We start from the raw sequence: 18,649 nt of genomic DNA on the forward strand, positions 1-18,649 counted from the left end.
ATATGGCTGAAAAAGCGAATTCATTTATTGAAGCAAACTCCTCTGCTGCCGAGAGTCTTGGGCGGATTGAGCTCGCTCCTGAAGTTTTGGAGGTTATTATTGGAATCGCAACTTCTGAAGTACAAGGTATTGCGATGACCTCAGGGAATTTTGCATCAGGTGTTGCAGAGAAACTTGGAAAAGTTATGCATGGAAAAGGCGTGAAAACAGACTGGGTGGATAACAAACTCACAATCGATGTTTTTTGCATTGCAGAAGATGGACAACTAATCCCGCAAGTTGCTGCAAACGTTCAGAAAAAGATTAAGGAAGCAGTGTATCATATGACTTCGATTGAAACTGGTGAAGTTAATGTTCATGTAACTGGAATCCGTTCTGAAGTGAATTCAGTGACAGAATGACGAAAAGCATCATCTCCGGATGATGCTTTTGTCTATTGTGACTGTATCTTCACACAGCATTTGTGCTATGATAAAGCCTAAACGAACCAGTGATGAAGGAGACAAATTGTATGAAACGTAGAGAAGCGAGAGAAAAAGCGGTTCAGACCCTTTTCCAGCTTGATGGAACGACACTGCCTGTAGAAGAGGCAATCAGCTATATTGCAGAAGAACCCGTTGATTCTTTTTATGAAATGCTCGTAAAAGGTACACGAGAAAAGCAAGAATCAATTGATGAAGTACTGACTGGAAAATTGGAAAATTGGTCATTAGACAGACTTCCTAAAATTGAACGGACGGTACTTCGACTTGCTGCATATGAGTTGTTGTATAACGAAGAAGTTCCACACAAAGTAGCAGTGAACGAAGCAATCGAACTTTGTAAAACATTTGGAGACGAAAAATCAGGCCGCTTTGTTAATGGTGTGCTGTCGAAATTTGAACAACAGAGGATGTGACACTTTTGTCAAGTGTACTAATTGATGGAAAAGCAATCGGCGCAAAAATTAGAGAAGAGATTAAAATAGACGTGGAACGGCTCATTGAAAGAGGATGTCGTCCAGGTCTTGCTGTTGTTCTGGTTGGTGACGACCAAGCATCTCGTACATACGTGAAAAACAAAGAGAAATCCAGTACTGCGGCGGGTATGAAATCTGAAATGATTCAGTTGCCGATTACTGTGAGTCAGAAAGACTTGCTGGATACTGTGGACCGTCTAAATAACGATCCAACCATTCACGGAATTCTTGTCCAATTGCCTTTACCCCCTCATATCGATGAGAACAAAGTGATCCGCTCCATTTCTCCCAAAAAAGATGTGGATGGTTTTCATCCGGAGAACGTAGGGAAAATGATTATTGGCCAAACTTCATATGTATCATGCACACCTGCAGGTATTTTAGAATTACTGAAGCATACGGGTACTGATATATCTGGTAAACATGCAGTCATAGTTGGTCGAAGTAATATCGTCGGCAAGCCTATGGGACAATTGCTTCTTCAAAAAGATGCGACTGTGACCTATTGTCATTCTAAGACAGAAAACTTAGAGTCATTCACTCGACAAGCGGATATATTGATTGTCGCGATTGGGCAGGCAAAATACATTACAGCTGATCATATCAAAGCAGGCGCTACCGTGATTGACGTTGGTATGAATCGGGACGAAAATGGGAAACTCTGCGGCGATGTCGATTTCGAGAGCGTCAAAGAAAAAGCAGGTGCGCTAACGCCTGTACCTGGCGGTGTCGGCCCGATGACTGTAACTATGCTGCTGAAAAACACATTGAAGAGTGCACAATTAGCATGCAGTAATTACATTTAAGAAAACGGCTATAGCCGTTACATAGAATACACAGCGCTGTTTCTTGTTAGAGAGAGACAGCTTTTTATACGCAGGAGGGGAATTCGTTGTCAGGTAATCCATACTTAACCGTACAAGCTGTCACCAAATACATTAAGAGGAAATTTGATGCTGATCCACACCTGCGAAATGTCTATATTAAAGGCGAATTATCCAATGTGAAAATTCACCCGACCGGACACATATACTTCACGTTAAAAGATGACAAAAGCAGAATCCAAGCAGCTATGTTTCGTGGAAATGCCTCTAGTTTGAAGTTCAAACCAGAAAGCGGCATGAATGTCCTGATAACAGGGGATATTAATATATATGAAAGCAGTGGACAGTATCAGCTTTACGTTCAATCCATGGAACCGGACGGAATTGGTGCTCTATTCCTCGCCTTTGAGCAGTTGAAAGAACAGCTGGGCAAGGAAGGCTTGTTTGATGTCCGTTGGAAACAGCAATTACCATGGATTCCTAAGAAAGTCGGTGTCATCACTGCTAAATCAGGAGCTGCGTTCCAAGATATCTGCTCAACGATAGGTCGCAGATTTCCTATGGCAGAAATAGTCCTGTTCCCTGCAGCTGTCCAAGGTAAACAAGCAGTGCCTTCAATTGTTGAAGCAATCGGACAAGCTGATCGACAAGGTGATATAGATGTTCTGATAGTTGGAAGAGGCGGCGGCTCAATAGAAGATTTATGGGCATTTAACGAAGAAGCGGTTGCCCGTGCGATTTTCTCATGCCGAATTCCCACAATCAGTGCAGTAGGTCATGAAACCGATACGACAATTGCGGATTTTGTTGCAGATCACCGGGCTCCTACCCCCACTGCAGCAGCTGAACTTGCTGTCCCGGCGAAGGAAGAACTGGCAGGCCGGATCTTGGAAAGAAAGCGAGTGATTTACCGTTTTCTCGCGACTCGTCTAACGCAAGAACAAAAACGGTTGGACCGTTTGAAAAATTCTTATCCGTTTCTTTATCCGGATCGCTTGTATCGGCCATTTATTGAAAAGCAAGTATCTTTTGAAGAGAGACTTTCACGCAGTCACAATGAGTTGCTCTATCGAAAATCGACTCAATTTACACAAATAAATTCTCGCCTGCAGCTTGTATCGCCAGCTGTTCAGCTGCAACAGCGTTCAAAAGAGGCTGTTGCAGTTGAAGAAAGACTTCTTCGGGCAATGCGTCAATCCTTAGGTGGAAAACAAGACCGATTTTTAACAGGTATTCGAATGTTGCAAGCACTTAACCCGCTGAGCGTTATGGATAGAGGATTTACAATCGTTTACAAAGAGGGCGAACTCGTTAAACGTGCTGAATTACTGGCGCCCGGAGATTCAGTCAAGATCAATATGCAGGATGGTATTGCAATTGCGGAAATTCAATCAATAGAATCCATTAAGGAGGAATCATGATGGAAACTGATTCAATGAAATTTGAAGAAGCGATGCTGGAATTGGAAAAAATCGTTCAACAACTTGAAACAGGAGATGTTCAACTCGAAGATTCCATCACTTTATATAAAAAAGGGATGGAGCTTTCTGCATTTTGTCAACAAAAACTGCAACATGCTGAGAAGCAGCTCGTCACAATTGTAGACAAAAATGGAGAAGCCGCGGCGATGGATTCTTCGAAGGGAGAGGACACAAGTGAGTGAGCAGCTGAAAATGTTTATGGATGAGCAGTTACCACTTTTACATACACACTTCACAGAACTCTTTAAAGGGAAGAATTATCCTGAAACTTTGAATGAGGCGATGTCGTACTCTGTACATGCAGGAGGAAAAAGAATCCGTCCTCTCCTGGTTCTGGCAGTGCTTCATGATTTGAAATCTACATCTGATGATGCAGTGCGAGTGGCTGGTGCGATTGAATTGATTCACACATATTCTTTAATCCATGATGACCTTCCTTGTATGGATGATGATGATTTCAGAAGAGGAAATCCAACGAATCATGTTGTTTTTGGAGAAGCAGCAGCCGTGTTAGCGGCAGATGCATTGCAAACACTTGCATTCGAAGAACTTGCATCACTCCAGCACACAGATGCAGCAACAACGCTTGCCATTTTAAGAGCTGTAAGTATCGCATCTGGACCAGCCGGAATGGTAGGAGGACAGATTCTTGATATGCAAGGGGAAGGAAAACAACTTACCTTGACAGAGCTTGAAGAAATCCATGTCCATAAAACCGGGGCATTGCTTGCATGCTGTGTTGAATCGGGTGCGCTTTTAGCGAATGCAACAGATACTGAAATGCAACAACTTCGTACTTTTTCAAAAAATATTGGATTAGCTTTTCAAATTAAAGATGACATCCTGGACGTCACTGCTTCTACAGAGCAACTGGGTAAGACAGCAAACAAAGATACAGCTAGTGATAAGAGTACATACCCCGCGCTTCTGGGGCTCGAAGGTGCTCATGCAAAACTTGCTGACCATCACAAAAGGGCACTTGATGCATTAGAACAAATTAGTCTGGGAAGTTCTTTGCTCGCACAAATTGCAGACTATATTATTGATCGAAACGCTTAAAATAAGGCGTCTAAATGGTACTGATTGTTTGATTGTTGATATAATGAGGAAAATGAACGGAAACAGTAGTATTAACTTATGAAGGTGTGTGATAGAGATGGATCTTACAAAGATCAGCAGTCCATCGGATATTAAAAACTTGAACCTAGAAGAGATGAAAGAACTCGCTGCAGACATTCGGAAGTTTCTTATTAACAAATGTTCTGTAACAGGCGGACATATCGGACCAAATCTAGGAGTGGTGGAGCTGACAATAGCGCTTCACAAATTTTTTAATAGTCCACAGGACAAATTTATTTGGGACGTAGGACACCAAGCGTATGTGCATAAGATTTTAACCGGCCGAGCTGGTGATTTTGATACGCTTCGTAAATACAAAGGATTAAGCGGTTTCCCTAAAATGGCAGAAAGTGAACACGATGTCTGGGAAACAGGGCATAGTTCCACTTCTTTATCTGCAGCAATGGGAATGGCGGCGGCTCGGGATATAAAAGGCGATGACAACTATGTCATTCCTATTATTGGTGATGGTGCGTTAACAGGCGGTATGGCCCTGGAAGCACTGAATCATATAGGCAGTCAGCAGACAAATATGATTGTCATTTTAAACGATAATGAAATGTCGATTGCCCCGAACGTCGGTGCTCTTCATTCCATACTAGGAAAGTTACGCACCGCGGGTAAGTATAACAGCGTTAAAGATGACGTTGAAGAACTTATCAAACGAATTCCTGCAGTTGGCGGCAAAATGGCGTCCATAGTAGAACGGCTTAAAGATAGTTTAAAATACTTAGTGGTTTCAGGTGTCTTTTTCGAAGAGCTAGGATTTACGTATTTAGGACCAATCGATGGACATGATTTCAATGAATTGGAACGCAATCTTCTCTATGCAAAAAAGATGGAAGGCCCAGTTCTTCTTCATGTTGTCACGAAAAAAGGAAAAGGGTACCATCCAGCTGAAAACGATAAAGTGGGTACATGGCATGGAACCGGACCTTATAAAATCGAGACAGGGGACTTTGTAAAATCACCTGCAAAAGGTCCATCTTGGAGTGGCTTAGTTGCGGCTACAGTTGCAAGAATTGCTCGCGAGGACCAACGTGTTGCGACGATTACACCTGCAATGCCTGTAGGTTCGAAATTGGAAGCTATTTCAGCTGAATTCCCTGAACGTTTTTACGATGTAGGGATTGCGGAACAACATGCAGCGACAATGGCTGCAGGGATGGCGACTCAAGGGATGAAACCGTTCTTGTCCATCTACTCGACATTCCTTCAGCGTGCATATGATCAGTTAGTTCATGATATTGCCCGCCAAAAGTTGAATGTATTTATTGGGATTGACCGGGCAGGACTCGTTGGCGCGGATGGAGAAACTCACCAAGGCGTCTTTGACATCGCATTCCTTCGTCACTTGCCAAATATGGTCATCATGATGCCAAAAGATGAAAATGAAGGCCAGCATATGGTTAAAACAGCGTTAGCTTATAATGACGGACCGATTGCTATGCGTTATCCTCGTGGAAATGGTTTCGGAATTCCGATGGATGAAGAATTGAAAGTACTGCCAATCGGTAAATGGGAGAAGTTGACCGAGGGACAAGATGCAACGATCTTAACGTTTGGAACGACAATCCCGATGGCGTACGAAGCAGCAGAACTCTTGAAAGAGCGTGGAATTTCAGTAAGCATCGTCAATGCTCGGTTCATCAAACCTCTTGACGAAGCGATGCTAGACGAACTCTTTGCAGTTGGAAAACCGATTATTACTGTTGAAGAAGCGGTTCTTGCAGGAGGATTCGGCAGTGCTGTTTTAGAATATGCACATGATTCCGGTGTCAATGCTCCGATTCATAGAATGGGAATTCCTGATCAATTTATTGAACACGGTGACGTTGAAGCATTGCTCGCAGAAATTGGAATGACTCCTGGAGCACTAGCTGATCTAACAGCAGATGCTATTTCTGTTCTGGAACGTAAGAAGGAACTGCAATGACAAATACGGATCCCAAAGAACGGGTCGACGTTTTGCTAGTTCAGCGAGGTCTCGTTGAGACAAGAGAGCAGGCGAAACGATCGATCATGGCGGGTATTGTTTATTCAAATGAAATTAGAATGGACAAGCCCGGTGAAAAAATAAAAATCTCATTACCGTTACAAGTAAAAGGATCTTCGTTAAAATATGTTAGCCGCGGCGGATTGAAATTAGAAAAAGCATTAGAGGAATTTGATGTCACGGTAGGGGAACGAATCATGTTAGACATAGGTTCTTCGACAGGCGGTTTTACAGATTGTGCTCTTCAAAATGGTGCAAAACATTGCTATGCTCTCGACGTTGGCACAAACCAGCTTGCTTGGAAGATTCGCTCTGATGCCCGGGTTACCGTCATGGAGAAATGCAATTTCCGATATGCAACCCCAGATATGTTTACAGAAGGGCTGCCTGATTTTGCGACGATTGATGTATCTTTTATTTCCTTAGGTTTGATATTACCTCCTTTAAAACAAATTCTGATCCCTGGTGGAGATGTTTTGGCATTAGTTAAACCGCAATTTGAAGCAGGTAAAGAGAACGTGGGGAAAAAAGGAATTGTTCGTGATGTTGCGGTGCATAAAGAAGTACTGCGAAAAGTAGCAGATTTTGCTGCGAAAGAAGGATTTAGTTTGAGAGAAATGACGTACTCTCCAGTTACAGGCGGAGAAGGAAATATTGAATTCCTATTCCATTTAGTTGCTGAAGAACAGCCTATATCAGAGTTTACGGACAAAGATTTCTCGGAATTAGTGAAGCAGGCTCATTCGGAATTAGCGTAAAAGGAAACGGGATTCATCTAGATTCATTGATGAAATCCCGTTCTGTTTTCATACAAATGATGTGCAAGGAGTGATTGATATGAACAAAGGGCAGCGACATCTGCGCATCCGGGAAATTATTACATCGCAAGCGATTGAAACACAAGATCAGCTTGTAGATACGTTGAAAAGCTCGGGTGTAGATGTGACGCAAGCAACCGTTTCCCGGGATATTAAAGAACTGCATTTATTCAAAACACCGATGCCTGACGGCCGTTACAAATATAGTTTACCTGCAAATCCGCAATTCAATATTGAGGATAAACTGCACCGGATGTTGACGGATGCTTTCATAAGTATTGATGGAGCAAGTCATTTTCTTATATTGAAAACGCTGCCAGGAAATGCACATGCAGTCGGATCACTGATTGATCATTTGGAATGGGTTGAAATGCTTGGCACAATCTGCGGAGATGACACGTGCATGATTATTTGCCGTGATGAAGCAGGTGCAGGTTCAGTTCGGGATCGCTTGCTTGCCATGCTTTAAGGAAGGGGGAGAATCCCTTGTTAAGTGAATTATCCATTAAGAATTTTGCAATTATTGAAGACCTTGATGTTTCATTTGAAGAGGGACTTACCGTTCTGACAGGAGAAACTGGAGCAGGAAAGTCCATTATTATTGACGCCGTACAGCTTGTAGCGGGGGGAAGAGGTTCTGTCGAATTCATTCGCCATGGTACTAAAAAGGCTGAGCTTGAAGCAATGTTTACAATTGTTGACCTCAATCATCCTGTTTTTCGGAAAATGGAGGAGTTCGGTATAGAATCGGAAGAAGGAACCATCATTTTGCGGAGGGAATTAAATCTTAATGGGAAAACGACGTGCCGCGTAAATGGGAAATTGGTTACGATTGCGATTCTTCGTGAACTGGGAAGCCAATTAATTGATATTCATGGTCAGCATGAGAATCAGGAATTAATGCATCAGAAGAGTCACATCCATTTACTGGATTCGTTTGCCGGCTCGCCTTTTAAGATGGCAATGAAGAGTTATACTGATTTGTACGAGGATTATGTTAAATTGCACAAAAAGCTAAGTCTCGCCTCAGAAAATGAACAGCAGATAGCTCAACGAATTGATCTATACACGTTTCAGTTAAGCGAGATCGATGAAGCAGCCCTGCAAATCGGTGAAGAGGAGAAACTTGAATCGGAACGAATGAAACTTCAGCATTATCATCGACTTTTTGACAGGTTAAATAATGCGTATGAAGCCATACAAGGCGATTCACATGCACTTGATTACCTGGGAACAGCAATGAGTGATCTTGAAGATGCTGCGTCGGTGGACAGTGACTTGAAAACACTTGCAGAAACCGCTGGTGAAAGTTTTTATTCACTGCAAGATGTTGCACACGACATTAAGGGCATGATCGATGAAATGGAATATGATCCGAATCGATTGGAAATTGTAGAAGATCGTTTAGCTTTATTTACAATACTTAAGCGGAAGTATGGTACATCCATTGAAGATATCTTACTGTATCGGGACAAAATAGCAGATCGGCTCGATGAATTAATAAATCGGGATGACCGTCTTGAAAAAGAACAAGAAAAATTAAAGCATTTACGGGCTGACTTAGAAATAGAAGCAGGAGAGCTTTCTGCTATTCGTAAAGAATCAGCATCAATGTTGGAAAAGGCCATTATGGAGCAACTTCATCAACTACATATGGGAAAAGCTGAATTCCAAGTGAAAATCGAGCGTAAAGATACCGGTGTATTCGATTATAATGGATTCGATGATGTTGCATTTTATATATCGACCAATGTCGGTGAGCCGATGAAACCTTTAGTTAAAGTCGCTTCAGGCGGTGAGCTTTCACGGGTTATGCTCGCTTTGAAAACCATTTTTTCAAAACACCAGGGAATTACATCAATTATCTTTGACGAAGTCGATACAGGTGTTAGCGGTCGTGTGGCGCAAGCGATTGCAGAAAAAATTGCAATGGTCGCCATGAATTCACAAGTTTTATGTATTTCCCATCTGCCTCAAGTTGCTGCAATGGCTGATCATCATTACCTTATCCATAAAGAGGTAACGGATGAACGCACGCGAACATCGATTCAAGATGTGCTGGATGGAGATCGTACACGAGAATTATCAAGAATGTTATCGGGCGCTGAAGTAACACCGCTAACATTGCGTCATGCTGACGAATTGTTACAGCTTGCTGAGGCGCGTAAAAGTACACTTTAAAAAAAAGAATGTCGGATGTTCTATGCCGATATTCTTTTTTATTTTTGAATTCCACCTTTGCATGTTTTACCCTTTCATAACAACCTCCAGAACGCACACTCTATAGGTAATCTAAAAACGAAGGAGGTGACTTATGGAATGGAGTAGACAGCTGAAATTTTTCATGGCGTCTGTTGTGATGATTGTTGTCATGTCCGGCAGTTCTATCGCTGCGTTCGCTAAAAGCGGCTCATTAATCCCAATGGGGAATTCGATTGGGATTCAGCTGGAGCTAGCGGGTGTCTTTGTCACAAGTGATGTACCGCTTAGCAAAAAAAACGATTCCCTTAAAGCGGGTGATCAGTTAGTTAGCATAGACGGCACATCTGTGAATTCCCTGCAGAACCTTCATGAGCAAGTGACTGCGATGAAAGATGAGGCAGTGATAAAACTTGTTCTCCAGCGCGAAGCAAGTGATGTGAAGATCGAGTCGGATGGGCTGTCGTTTAAGAGAGCCTTACCTTTCTTGAAGGACACAACAGAAGGTACCGGGACGCTGACATATGTCGATCTCGATGATGGGACATATGGTGCGCTTGGACATCAAATCATCGATAGTTCTTTGAACAGTGCACCCGATTTCGATAGTGGCTCCATTTACTTGTCTGAAATCGAACAAATTAAGAAAAGTTCCCCAGGAAACCCAGGTTATAAGATCTCTTCAATCATCGATCAGGAAGAGACACTCGGTTCAATTTTGACCAATAGTGTTTATGGAATCTTTGGCGATTGGAATACTTCTTATAAGGAAGTCTTGACGGAACCATTGGAAGTTATGCAGCCATCAGAGTTAACAGTTGGAAAAGCAGAAATATTAACGACGATTCAAGGGACAAAAGTTGAATCGTTTGAGATTGAAATATCAAAGCTGTCGAATGATTCATTTCAATTTATACTGACGGATCAGCGTCTTCTGGAAAAAACAGGAGGAATTTTACAGGGGATGAGTGGAAGCCCTGTAATTCAAAAAGGGAAATTTGTAGGTGCGGTAACTCATATGTTTGTGGATGAGCCTGAAAAAGGAGCCGGTCTATTCCTGGGAAAAATGACAGAAGTAGGCGCCAAGTAAATGTGAAACAGCCAACTCATTATCTGAGTTGGCTGTTTCTTTTTCATCTGTTAAAAATTCAAGAATTCTGTCGAAATAAAGAGAAACCGTACGCCAATGGATTCATTTTAACTTTCATTAAAGGAAATTCAGAACCTATGTCGAAATTTTTACCAAGCAAGGAATCGACAGGGAGTTGCAGCAAGAGACGGCTGCGTGTCAATCAAGGGGGAATTTGAGAATGGGTAAAATTAAAATTGCAATTGCTGATGATAACAAAGAGCTTGTGAAAACAATGACAGCTTATTTTGAGAAGCATCCTGAAATAGACGTACTTTGGACCGCTCAAAATGGAAAACAATGCTTAGCCAATTTAGAACAAGGCGTTCCTGATGTGTTACTGCTGGATATTATTATGCCCTACTTGGACGGGATTGCCGTATTGGAGCAAATCCGTAATAATGATGAGAATGCAAATTTGAAAATCATTATGCTCACTGCCTTTGGACAAGAAGATGTGATGACACAGGCCGCTGGATTAGGCGCGTCATACTTTATGTTGAAGCCGTTTGAGTTTGAACAGCTTGTTAACCAAATTTTCCAAGCCGCGAGTGTACATAAACCTTCACGCGCGCAGCAACAACATTCACAGGAACCTGTAAAAGCAGAAGAAGGCGTTTCGCTAAAAGTGCTGGATACCGCGATTACAACGACTATTAAAGAAATTGGTGTTCCCGCCCATATTAAAGGCTACTCATATCTTAGGGAAGCGATTCAAATGGTCTATAATGATAATGATCTGCTTGGTGCGGTAACTAAAATTTTGTATCCGGAAATTGCAGAAAAGTACAAGACAACGCCCTCCCGTGTAGAACGTGCTATTCGCCATGCGATTGAAGTAGCATGGAATCGGGGGAATTACGAAGTTATTTCGAAAACGTTTGGCTATACAGTTCATCATTTAAAAAGCAAACCGACAAATTCTGAATTCATCGCAATGATCGCTGATAAGATCCGTCTTGAGCATATGGCCAGCTGAAATGTTGATTTGAAATACGATCAACAAATACTAGACGCAACTATTAAAAAGCAGGAGAATTTGTCCCTGCTTTTTTGTGTGTCTATAATACCTGGAATTATTTTGAAGCATTTGATAGCAATTTTACCTATATTAAAAGAATGTTTTAATAGTCATCCCGAATTCCTTATTTTTCAAGTAGGTAGATCACAACAAACTGAGTGAAAAGATGCAAATGCTAAGGTCTTCCTGAAATCGATTTGTCTAAGTATAGACGAAATTCCTATTTCTTATATATGTCAAAGACTTATAATGAGTTTAAGGAGAGGTGAAGGTCATGTTATTTGAAAACGATTACATTACACTTACCAGAAGTGAAAATATAATTTTAATGCATACTAAAAAGAGTGGATTTCCAATTAAGTCTTTTGATAAAATTACACAAGAATTACCCAGATTGAAAATCACGTCCTTTCCTGAATTGCGCCGGGCTCTTTCAACGGAAGGAAACGAAGGAGAAATCGCTAGTTACGCATCTGAAATTGAGATAAGCATTTCTCTTGATAAAATGAAAGCCGAAGCAGAGATTTATTTAACATCGGAGGAGATTGAAGAACAAAGGCAAGAATTGCCTATGCTAATTGCAGAAGCATTGAAAAGTAAGGGAATTCGGCCGGGGCAGACTGAAATTAACTGGAACGCCATAAAAACGAAGCAATCGATCGTTGTAGCTGAAGGTATAGCGCCCGTAAAAGGTGACGATGCGGTTATTACATACATAGAAGTACCAGAAAGACGTCCTGTGATTAGAGAAGACGGCTCCGCAGACTATTATGAGATGAATTTTGTAACTCCTATTAAAAAGGGAGACTGGTTAGGTGAGAAAATTCCCCCTCAAGAAGGTATAAATGGTTTTGACATCTTTGGAAATGAAATACCAAGTAAAAAAGGATTGGACAATAAGCTTTATTACGATAGGAAGTCCGTTGAGGAAGTCGAAGAAGACGGGAAGATTGTCCTTAGAGCGGTCCATGGCGGCGTGTTGGAATTTGAAAACGGAGTCGTAGGTATCGGTCAGCAGCTTCTCATCAACGGAGACGTGGGACCTGAAACCGGATCAATAACTTTTGACGGGACAGTCGTCATCTCAGGAACAGTACTTGCCGGATACAGTGTCAATGCTACTGGCGATATTTCTGTAGGTGCTAAAGAAGGGGTGACCAATGCAAAAGAGGTAAGATCTGAGCAAGCGGATGTTTACATTAAAGGCGGCGTCTTTGGGGGCGGTACAACTGTCATTGAAGCGAAAGGAAGTATTTTCATTAAACACGCGAACGAGTGCAGTCTTTTTGCTCAAACGGTTCAGGTTGGCTCGTATTTGCTGGGGTCCCAGGTAATTGCTGACTTTGTTTATGTTGACCGGCACAAAGGACGAATTATTGGCGGGAATATTGAAGGAAAATACCGGATAGAATGTGCTGTTGCCGGTAATCGTCATGAACGGGTAACAGAGCTATGCGCAAAAGGTATCGATAAGGAAGCACTTCATATCGATGTTCAGAAAATGGCACAATCTATTAAAAACCTGCAAAAACAGATTACTCAATTAGAAAATCATGTTGAGCCATTAGAAAAAGTTGTGACTTCATTAGTAGGAGCCCAAAGAGAAGCATACGATAAAATACAAGATACCCTTAAAACAAGCCGTGAAGAAGTATTTGTACTTGACCAGGCAATTCAAGCTAATTTGCACACAATGAAAACCGCAGTTCCACCACAAATTGAAATTACGCATGTAGCAAATCCGGGTGTATGTATTCAAATTGGTTCAAAAACTTCTACTATTGATTCTTCTACAAAAGGTGTTTTTGAGATGATTGATGGGGTATTGAATATTTAAGAAAAATCAAATATCCAGGAGGCTGCTGAATGTCTGTAGAGAACAAAGACAATCACCGCAAGGAAATATATGCACATAGAGGCTCTTCTGGAAAATACTTTGAAAATACGATGAAAGCTTTCTACGGAGCTGTAGAAGACCAAGCAGACGGTATTGAATTGGATGTTCAATTGTCTAAAGATGGAGTCTTTTTTGTAATACATGACTCAGAACTTTCCCGATTATCTGGAGTCCGGAAAAACATTTCAGAAATGGATGCAGCCGAGATCCAGCAAATCCGTATTGGAAAACGTTTTTTTAGAGGTGTAAAAGGCCATTCTATCCCGACCTTGTCATCCGTTATTTCATTTGCTGAGATGGAATCAATAGGGTTAAATATTGAGCTTAAAGAGACAATTTCTGCGAATCCAGAGTCATTGGCGAGCTTGCTTGATCAGGTTTCTGTGCTTGAAAAAGTATACGTTTCCTCATTTGATTATGAGTTAATCAAGAAAGTTAAGGAATTGAACCCTGCTATGGAAGCGGGATTGCTTTTGAAAAAGTCTATGCTGACAGATCACAAGCTCTTAGATTATCCAGCTGCAGATGCATTTCACTTTCATAAAAGAATGATGAAAGAGCCATATCTAAGTCAATGGAAAGATACAGATAAAACAATTCGCGTCTATGGGGTGGAAGGAGACGAACCGTTCGTCAAAAATCCGCCTGAGTTTATACATGGATGGATTACAGATTACCCAGCAAAATTTATCAGTAAAAGGCAATAAACTGCAGTTTAAGCATTAATAACTTCAAAAAAGCAGAAGACCTGGTGTGTTTGCCAAGTCTTCTGCTTTTTATTTCTTCTTCTTTTGTATTCTGCCTGTTCGCTGATCCCGTCGAAATAAAAATCCAGCGAAAAAACCGATGCTTACTGCAAGTAGAAGAAACCCTGCAACAAATTGCATCCATATGTATGGGAAAGGGCTAAATAGGATACCGAACAATGCATCACGCATCAATTTTATACCCAGAGCTGCGGCAATACCTGGTATAACGAGCACTATGAACGCTGCTAAACGAGCCATACGAACTCCTCCAATCCTTTTTAATTTTACCCGCTGTCGAAAGATTGTCAAGAAGGGAAGTATGTTGTATGATTAACTTAGAAATGCAAAAGATTGCACAAAGGTGAGAGGGGGATTGAACATCTTTGCAAAACTTACTAATTATTGATGCTGACCAAAACAGCCTCCGTGTTTTACAACAACTGGAACAACTTGAACATGTTCGAATTATCGGTATTGTGGACACTAACGCTAACGATAGTGTCAGTAAGTTTGCGAGGCAGAAGGGAATCCCTCACGGACCTGATCCAGAAAGTTTTCTTTCAGGTAATGTGCAGCTCGTTCTAGACTTTTCTGGTAACTTTCCATTCACTTACAATCCGAAATATCCACAGATAACTGTTCTCTCTAAATCCAGCAGTCAACTCATAGTCAAATTATTAGCATGTCAGGGAACAGAATTGGAATTATTGCAATCAGACATCCTGATATATAAATCGATTTTTAACTCAGTCGGTGAAGGTATGATAGGAATTGACGGAATGGGTACCATTAATCTTTTTAATGACAGCGCTTCCAAAATGCTTGGTTTTTCATTTGATGAAGTACTTGGTAAACCGATTTTATCTGTTATACCTGAATCGGGTTTACCTGATGTTCTGAAAAAAGGTCAGATTGACTCCAATGTGGAACTTCAACTAACGAACGGGTTGGACATTTTAAGTTCCAGATATCCCCTCGTTATGCCAGACGGCACAATCACCGGAGCGTTTGCTGTTTTTAAAGATATAACCGGTGTCATACGCACTGCGGAAGAGATTACTGACTTGAAACGTGTAAAGACTATGCTTGAAGCTATCATCCATTCGAGCGATGATGCGATTTCGGTTGTGGATTCTGAGGGATTGGGAATTTTGGTCAATCCGGCCTACACTCGTCTAACAGGGTTAACGGACAAAGAAGTGATTGGTCAGCCTGCAACTGTTGATATCAGCTCGGGTGAAAGTATTCACATGAGGGTTCTGGAAACAAAGCGTCCTGTCCGTGGTGTCAATATGCAGCTTGGTGAAAATAATCGGGATGTCATTGTCAATGTTGCTCCGATCATTGTTGACCAGGAAGTAAAGGGCAGTGTGGGTGTCATTCATGATATTACAGAAATGCGAAGTCTTATGAAACAGCTCGATCATGCAAAAGCTATGATCCGCGAATTGGAATCAACCTATACGTTTGATGACATTCTCGGGAACAATGAAGACCTTTTGATTGCCGTCAGCCAGGCTAAAATTGCAGCAGGTTCTGAAATTCCTGTCATGCTTCGCGGTGAACCTGGAAGCGGGAAAGAACTTTTCGCTCATGCCATTCATACAGGAAGCAAGAGGAAAGAAAGCGAATTCATTCGGGTTTCATGTTCATCATTAGATGTAGACGCAATCGAAGCAGCAATAAAGCATACTGAAATCCAACATGAAAAAAGATCTGGAACGCTATTTTTAGACGAGATTACAGAATTAAAACCAGATGTACAGAAAAAACTTCTAGAATACATAGGTTCGGGAAGTATAACAGCAGCGGGGAAACCTATACAATTGTCTGTTAGAATTATTACTTCTTCTGCAGCGAATTTAGAGCGCGCTGTGCATGAAGGAGTACTCTGCGAAGAGCTGTATTATCAACTAACCCGAATGTCCATAAGGATTCCTCCATTGCGGATGAGGACAGATGATATTGGAATATTGACAGATGCACTTCTTGCGATGCTGAACCAGGAGTTCGGTATGGCCATTCAACAAGTGACGCCTGAAGCTATGCTGCGGCTTCAATCTTATGAATGGCCGGGGAATGTAAGAGAATTGGAAAATGTGCTGAGCAGAGCGATGATTTTAACGGAGTCAGGTTCTGCAAAGCTTAATGAAGAGGATATCGTACGGGCACTTTCCTCTCGCAGTGTCCAACAGCCAGATTCTGCACTCCCTGACAAGCGGACACTCGCTTCCCTTATGGAAGATCATGAAAAGTTATTACTCGAAACTTCGTTGAGAGAGAATAACGGTCAAAAAGTTTTGACTGCGGATCGGCTTGGCATCTCACTCCGATCTTTGTACTACAAATTGGAAAAATACAAATTGATTTAACGAAAGTGCGGTGATGAGATGAATACTCTATCAGAACTTGTACAACAGGCAGCCGCATTATCTGACAGGCCGTGCACAGCTGTTGCTTGTGCTGCAGATGCGGATGTTTTGGAATCTGTTGAACTTGCAGTTTCCAGGGGACTTGCGACGTTCAAGCTTTACGATAATAAACACCAGCTGCTCGAAACAATAAAAGGGAAGTACCCGCAGCTCGCCGATCATCCGGATATCGAGCTCGTCGATTGTAATGGAACTCAGCATGCAGCACAATTAGCGGTAGATGCAGTTTCTTCTGGAGAAGCCCAAGTGCTAATGAAAGGAAATCTCCCTACGGCAGCATTGATGAAAGTTGCACTGCGTAAAGATGCAGGTTTGAGAACTGGAAACGTGCTCTCTCACGTAGCAGCATTTGAAATTCCAAGTTTTGAAAAACTTTACTTCGTTACTGATTCAGCCATGAGTATTTTACCGGATCTGCAGGTTAAAGCTCAAATCATTCAGAACGCGGTAACTGTTGCCAGGGCATGCGGGGTGGAAATGCCGGTTGTTGTCCCGCTGGCTGCAGTCGAATCAGTAAATCCCGCAATGCAAGCGACATTGGATGCAGCTTCCTTGACGATGATGAATCAGCGAGGACAGTTGAAAAATTGTATTGTAGAAGGTCCAATGGCATTGGATAATGCGATTTCACCTGAAGCCGCGCAACATAAAGGACTTTCAGGTCCGGCAGCAGGAAAAGCGGATATTTTAGTGGCCCCCAACTTGGAAGCTGGTAACATTCTCTACAAATCATTAACCTATTTCGCTCGTGCGAAAGTTGGTGGAATCATTCAAGGGGCATCCGCTCCAATTGTTGTTACGTCACGGGCGGACAATGCTGAAACGAAACTACATTCACTAGCACTTGCATTATTAGTAAGCAAAAACTGATTGAATAATTGGAGGAATTACAAATGGAAATTATCAAATACATGGAAACTTACGACTACGAGCAATTGGTGATCTGCCAAGATAAAACAACTGGGCTTAAAGCATTCATCGCAATTCACGATACAACACTTGGACCTGCACTAGGCGGAACTCGCATGTGGACATATAACAGCGAAGAAGAAGCAATCGAAGATGCACTTCGGCTTGCACGCGGAATGACTTACAAAAATGCAGCTGCCGGTCTTAACCTTGGCGGAGGTAAAGCAGTTATCATGGGTAACCCTAAAACAGACAAGAACGATGAATTGTTCCGTGCATTCGGCCGCTTCATCGAAGGACTGAATGGTCGCTACATTACTGCTGAAGACGTAGGTACAACTGAAGAAGATATGGATCTTATCCACCTTGAAACAGATTACGTAACAGGTGTATCTGCTGAATTTGGTTCTTCAGGCAACCCATCACCTGTCACTGCACTTGGTGTTTATGTAGGAATGAAAGCAGCAGCTAAAGAAGCTTTTGGCGACGATTCCCTTAAAGGTAAAACAATCGCAGTACAAGGTGTCGGAAATGTCGCCTATACAATGTGCGAATACCTTCATGAAGAAGGCGCTAAATTGATTGTTACAGATATTAACGAAGAAGCAGTTCAACGTGCAGTAGACAACTTTGGAGCAACAGCTGTTGGCATTAACGAAATCTATGGCGTAGAAGCAGACATCTTCTCCCCATGTGCACTTGGAGCAGTTATCAACGATGAAACAATTCCGCAATTGAAGGCAAAAGTCATTGCAGGATCTGCAAACAACCAATTGAAAAATCCTGAACATGGAGACAAGATCCATGAAATGGGACTTGTATATGCACCAGATTACGTTATCAATTCAGGCGGAGTTATTAACGTAGCAGACGAATTGGACGGATATAACCGCGAGCGTGCATTGAAAAAAGTTAACACAATTTACGATACAATCGAAAAGATCTTCGCGATTTCTAAGCGTGACAACATTCCTTCATATGTAGCAGCAGACCGTTTGGCTGAGGAGCGCATTGAACGAGTTTCAAAAGCACGCAACACATTCCTGCAAAAAGAAAAAAGCGTACTCTCAAATCGTCGATAAGGTGCGTTGAGCTGTGCCGTGAAAGGAGACGATAC

18 protein-coding genes are annotated in these 18,649 nt (G+C 41.9%); 17 read left to right on the forward strand and 1 reads right to left on the reverse strand.

What is annotated here, in order from left to right; all coding sequences use genetic code 11:
* Window positions 1-2 precede the first annotated feature (2 nt).
* The 14 genes from PGH26_RS06495 (at window position 3) to PGH26_RS06560 (ending at window position 14,149) form a co-directional block, all read left to right on the forward strand.
* Window positions 3-401, forward strand: a complete 399-nt coding sequence (locus PGH26_RS06495) for an Asp23/Gls24 family envelope stress response protein (protein WP_323693178.1) — start codon at window positions 3-5, stop codon at window positions 399-401.
* A gap of 110 nt (window positions 402-511) precedes the next feature.
* Window positions 512-898 carry a transcription antitermination factor NusB gene (gene nusB, locus PGH26_RS06500; RefSeq protein ID WP_323693179.1) on the forward strand — a complete coding sequence of 129 codons (387 nt, stop codon included), beginning with the start codon at window positions 512-514 and terminating at the stop codon, window positions 896-898.
* 5 nt (window positions 899-903) lie between these two features.
* Complete coding sequence (gene folD, locus PGH26_RS06505; RefSeq protein ID WP_323693180.1) at window positions 904-1,764, forward strand: bifunctional methylenetetrahydrofolate dehydrogenase/methenyltetrahydrofolate cyclohydrolase FolD; 861 nt, start codon at window positions 904-906, stop codon at window positions 1,762-1,764.
* A gap of 86 nt (window positions 1,765-1,850) precedes the next feature.
* Window positions 1,851-3,203 carry an exodeoxyribonuclease VII large subunit gene (gene xseA, locus PGH26_RS06510; protein ID WP_323693181.1) on the forward strand — a complete coding sequence of 451 codons (1,353 nt, stop codon included), beginning with the start codon at window positions 1,851-1,853 and terminating at the stop codon, window positions 3,201-3,203.
* Window positions 3,203-3,445: an exodeoxyribonuclease VII small subunit gene (locus tag PGH26_RS06515; RefSeq protein ID WP_323693182.1), complete on the forward strand. Its 243-nt coding sequence runs from the start codon at window positions 3,203-3,205 to the stop codon at window positions 3,443-3,445. Before xseA ends, PGH26_RS06515 begins: the two co-directional genes overlap by 1 nt.
* A complete protein-coding gene (locus tag PGH26_RS06520) occupies window positions 3,438-4,322 on the forward strand; it encodes a polyprenyl synthetase family protein (protein WP_323693183.1) in 885 nt (294 codons plus the stop codon). Before PGH26_RS06515 ends, PGH26_RS06520 begins: the two co-directional genes overlap by 8 nt.
* 97 nt (window positions 4,323-4,419) lie before the next feature.
* The gene (dxs, locus tag PGH26_RS06525) at window positions 4,420-6,318 is read left to right on the forward strand and encodes a 1-deoxy-D-xylulose-5-phosphate synthase (protein WP_323693184.1); all 1,899 of its coding nucleotides are present in this window, start codon (window positions 4,420-4,422) and stop codon (window positions 6,316-6,318) included.
* Window positions 6,315-7,136, forward strand: a complete 822-nt coding sequence (locus PGH26_RS06530; protein WP_323693185.1) for a TlyA family RNA methyltransferase — start codon at window positions 6,315-6,317, stop codon at window positions 7,134-7,136. Before dxs ends, PGH26_RS06530 begins: the two co-directional genes overlap by 4 nt.
* Window positions 7,137-7,215: 79 nt before the next feature.
* Window positions 7,216-7,665, forward strand: a complete 450-nt coding sequence (ahrC, locus tag PGH26_RS06535) for a transcriptional regulator AhrC/ArgR (protein ID WP_323693186.1) — start codon at window positions 7,216-7,218, stop codon at window positions 7,663-7,665.
* Between the two features lie 17 nt (window positions 7,666-7,682).
* The gene (gene recN, locus PGH26_RS06540; protein WP_323693187.1) at window positions 7,683-9,377 is read left to right on the forward strand and encodes a DNA repair protein RecN; all 1,695 of its coding nucleotides are present in this window, start codon (window positions 7,683-7,685) and stop codon (window positions 9,375-9,377) included.
* A 133-nt stretch (window positions 9,378-9,510) separates the two neighbouring features.
* Complete coding sequence (locus tag PGH26_RS06545; RefSeq protein ID WP_323693188.1) at window positions 9,511-10,485, forward strand: SpoIVB peptidase S55 domain-containing protein; 975 nt, start codon at window positions 9,511-9,513, stop codon at window positions 10,483-10,485.
* 220 nt (window positions 10,486-10,705) lie between these two features.
* On the forward strand, window positions 10,706-11,503 hold the full coding sequence (gene spo0A / locus PGH26_RS06550) for a sporulation transcription factor Spo0A (RefSeq protein ID WP_323693189.1): 798 nt from the start codon (window positions 10,706-10,708) through the stop codon (window positions 11,501-11,503).
* 316 nt (window positions 11,504-11,819) lie between these two features.
* Window positions 11,820-13,382, forward strand: a complete 1,563-nt coding sequence (locus PGH26_RS06555; RefSeq protein WP_323693190.1) for a flagellar assembly protein A — start codon at window positions 11,820-11,822, stop codon at window positions 13,380-13,382.
* Window positions 13,383-13,411: 29 nt separating this feature from the next.
* A complete protein-coding gene (locus tag PGH26_RS06560; protein ID WP_323693191.1) occupies window positions 13,412-14,149 on the forward strand; it encodes a glycerophosphodiester phosphodiesterase in 738 nt (245 codons plus the stop codon).
* 69 nt (window positions 14,150-14,218) lie between these two features.
* Here PGH26_RS06560 and PGH26_RS06565 read toward each other — a convergent pair whose 3' ends face one another.
* Entirely contained in the window at window positions 14,219-14,449 is a 231-nt protein-coding gene (locus PGH26_RS06565) for a DUF2627 domain-containing protein (protein ID WP_323693192.1), read from the reverse strand.
* Window positions 14,450-14,574: 125 nt separating this feature from the next.
* Between PGH26_RS06565 and PGH26_RS06570 the strand changes: the two genes are divergently transcribed.
* The 3 genes from PGH26_RS06570 to PGH26_RS06580 are packed head-to-tail and all read left to right on the forward strand — an operon-like array spanning window position 14,575 to window position 18,614.
* Window positions 14,575-16,563: a sigma 54-interacting transcriptional regulator gene (locus PGH26_RS06570; protein ID WP_323693193.1), complete on the forward strand. Its 1,989-nt coding sequence runs from the start codon at window positions 14,575-14,577 to the stop codon at window positions 16,561-16,563.
* An 18-nt stretch (window positions 16,564-16,581) separates the two neighbouring features.
* A complete protein-coding gene (locus PGH26_RS06575) occupies window positions 16,582-17,493 on the forward strand; it encodes a bifunctional enoyl-CoA hydratase/phosphate acetyltransferase (protein ID WP_323693194.1) in 912 nt (303 codons plus the stop codon).
* Between the two features lie 23 nt (window positions 17,494-17,516).
* A complete protein-coding gene (locus PGH26_RS06580) occupies window positions 17,517-18,614 on the forward strand; it encodes a Leu/Phe/Val dehydrogenase (protein WP_323693195.1) in 1,098 nt (365 codons plus the stop codon).
* Window positions 18,615-18,649 lie beyond the last annotated feature (35 nt).

Source organism: Sporosarcina jeotgali, assembly GCF_033304595.1.
Taxonomy (GTDB): domain Bacteria; phylum Bacillota; class Bacilli; order Bacillales_A; family Planococcaceae; genus Sporosarcina; species Sporosarcina jeotgali.

Coding starts and splice junctions, on each gene's coding strand:
- ahrC (WP_323693186.1), top strand. CDS start 7,216: ATGAACAAAGGGCAGCGACATCTGCGCATCCGGGAAATTATTACATCG.
- PGH26_RS06560 (WP_323693191.1), top strand. CDS start 13,412: ATGTCTGTAGAGAACAAAGACAATCACCGCAAGGAAATATATGCACAT.
- PGH26_RS06575 (WP_323693194.1), top strand. CDS start 16,582: ATGAATACTCTATCAGAACTTGTACAACAGGCAGCCGCATTATCTGAC.
- PGH26_RS06565 (WP_323693192.1), bottom strand. CDS start 14,449: ATGGCTCGTTTAGCAGCGTTCATAGTGCTCGTTATACCAGGTATTGCC.
- spo0A (WP_323693189.1), top strand. CDS start 10,706: ATGGGTAAAATTAAAATTGCAATTGCTGATGATAACAAAGAGCTTGTG.
- PGH26_RS06580 (WP_323693195.1), top strand. CDS start 17,517: ATGGAAATTATCAAATACATGGAAACTTACGACTACGAGCAATTGGTG.
- dxs (WP_323693184.1), top strand. CDS start 4,420: ATGGATCTTACAAAGATCAGCAGTCCATCGGATATTAAAAACTTGAAC.
- PGH26_RS06555 (WP_323693190.1), top strand. CDS start 11,820: ATGTTATTTGAAAACGATTACATTACACTTACCAGAAGTGAAAATATA.
- PGH26_RS06495 (WP_323693178.1), top strand. CDS start 3: ATGGCTGAAAAAGCGAATTCATTTATTGAAGCAAACTCCTCTGCTGCC.
- PGH26_RS06545 (WP_323693188.1), top strand. CDS start 9,511: ATGGAATGGAGTAGACAGCTGAAATTTTTCATGGCGTCTGTTGTGATG.
- PGH26_RS06530 (WP_323693185.1), top strand. CDS start 6,315: ATGACAAATACGGATCCCAAAGAACGGGTCGACGTTTTGCTAGTTCAG.
- nusB (WP_323693179.1), top strand. CDS start 512: ATGAAACGTAGAGAAGCGAGAGAAAAAGCGGTTCAGACCCTTTTCCAG.
- PGH26_RS06515 (WP_323693182.1), top strand. CDS start 3,203: ATGGAAACTGATTCAATGAAATTTGAAGAAGCGATGCTGGAATTGGAA.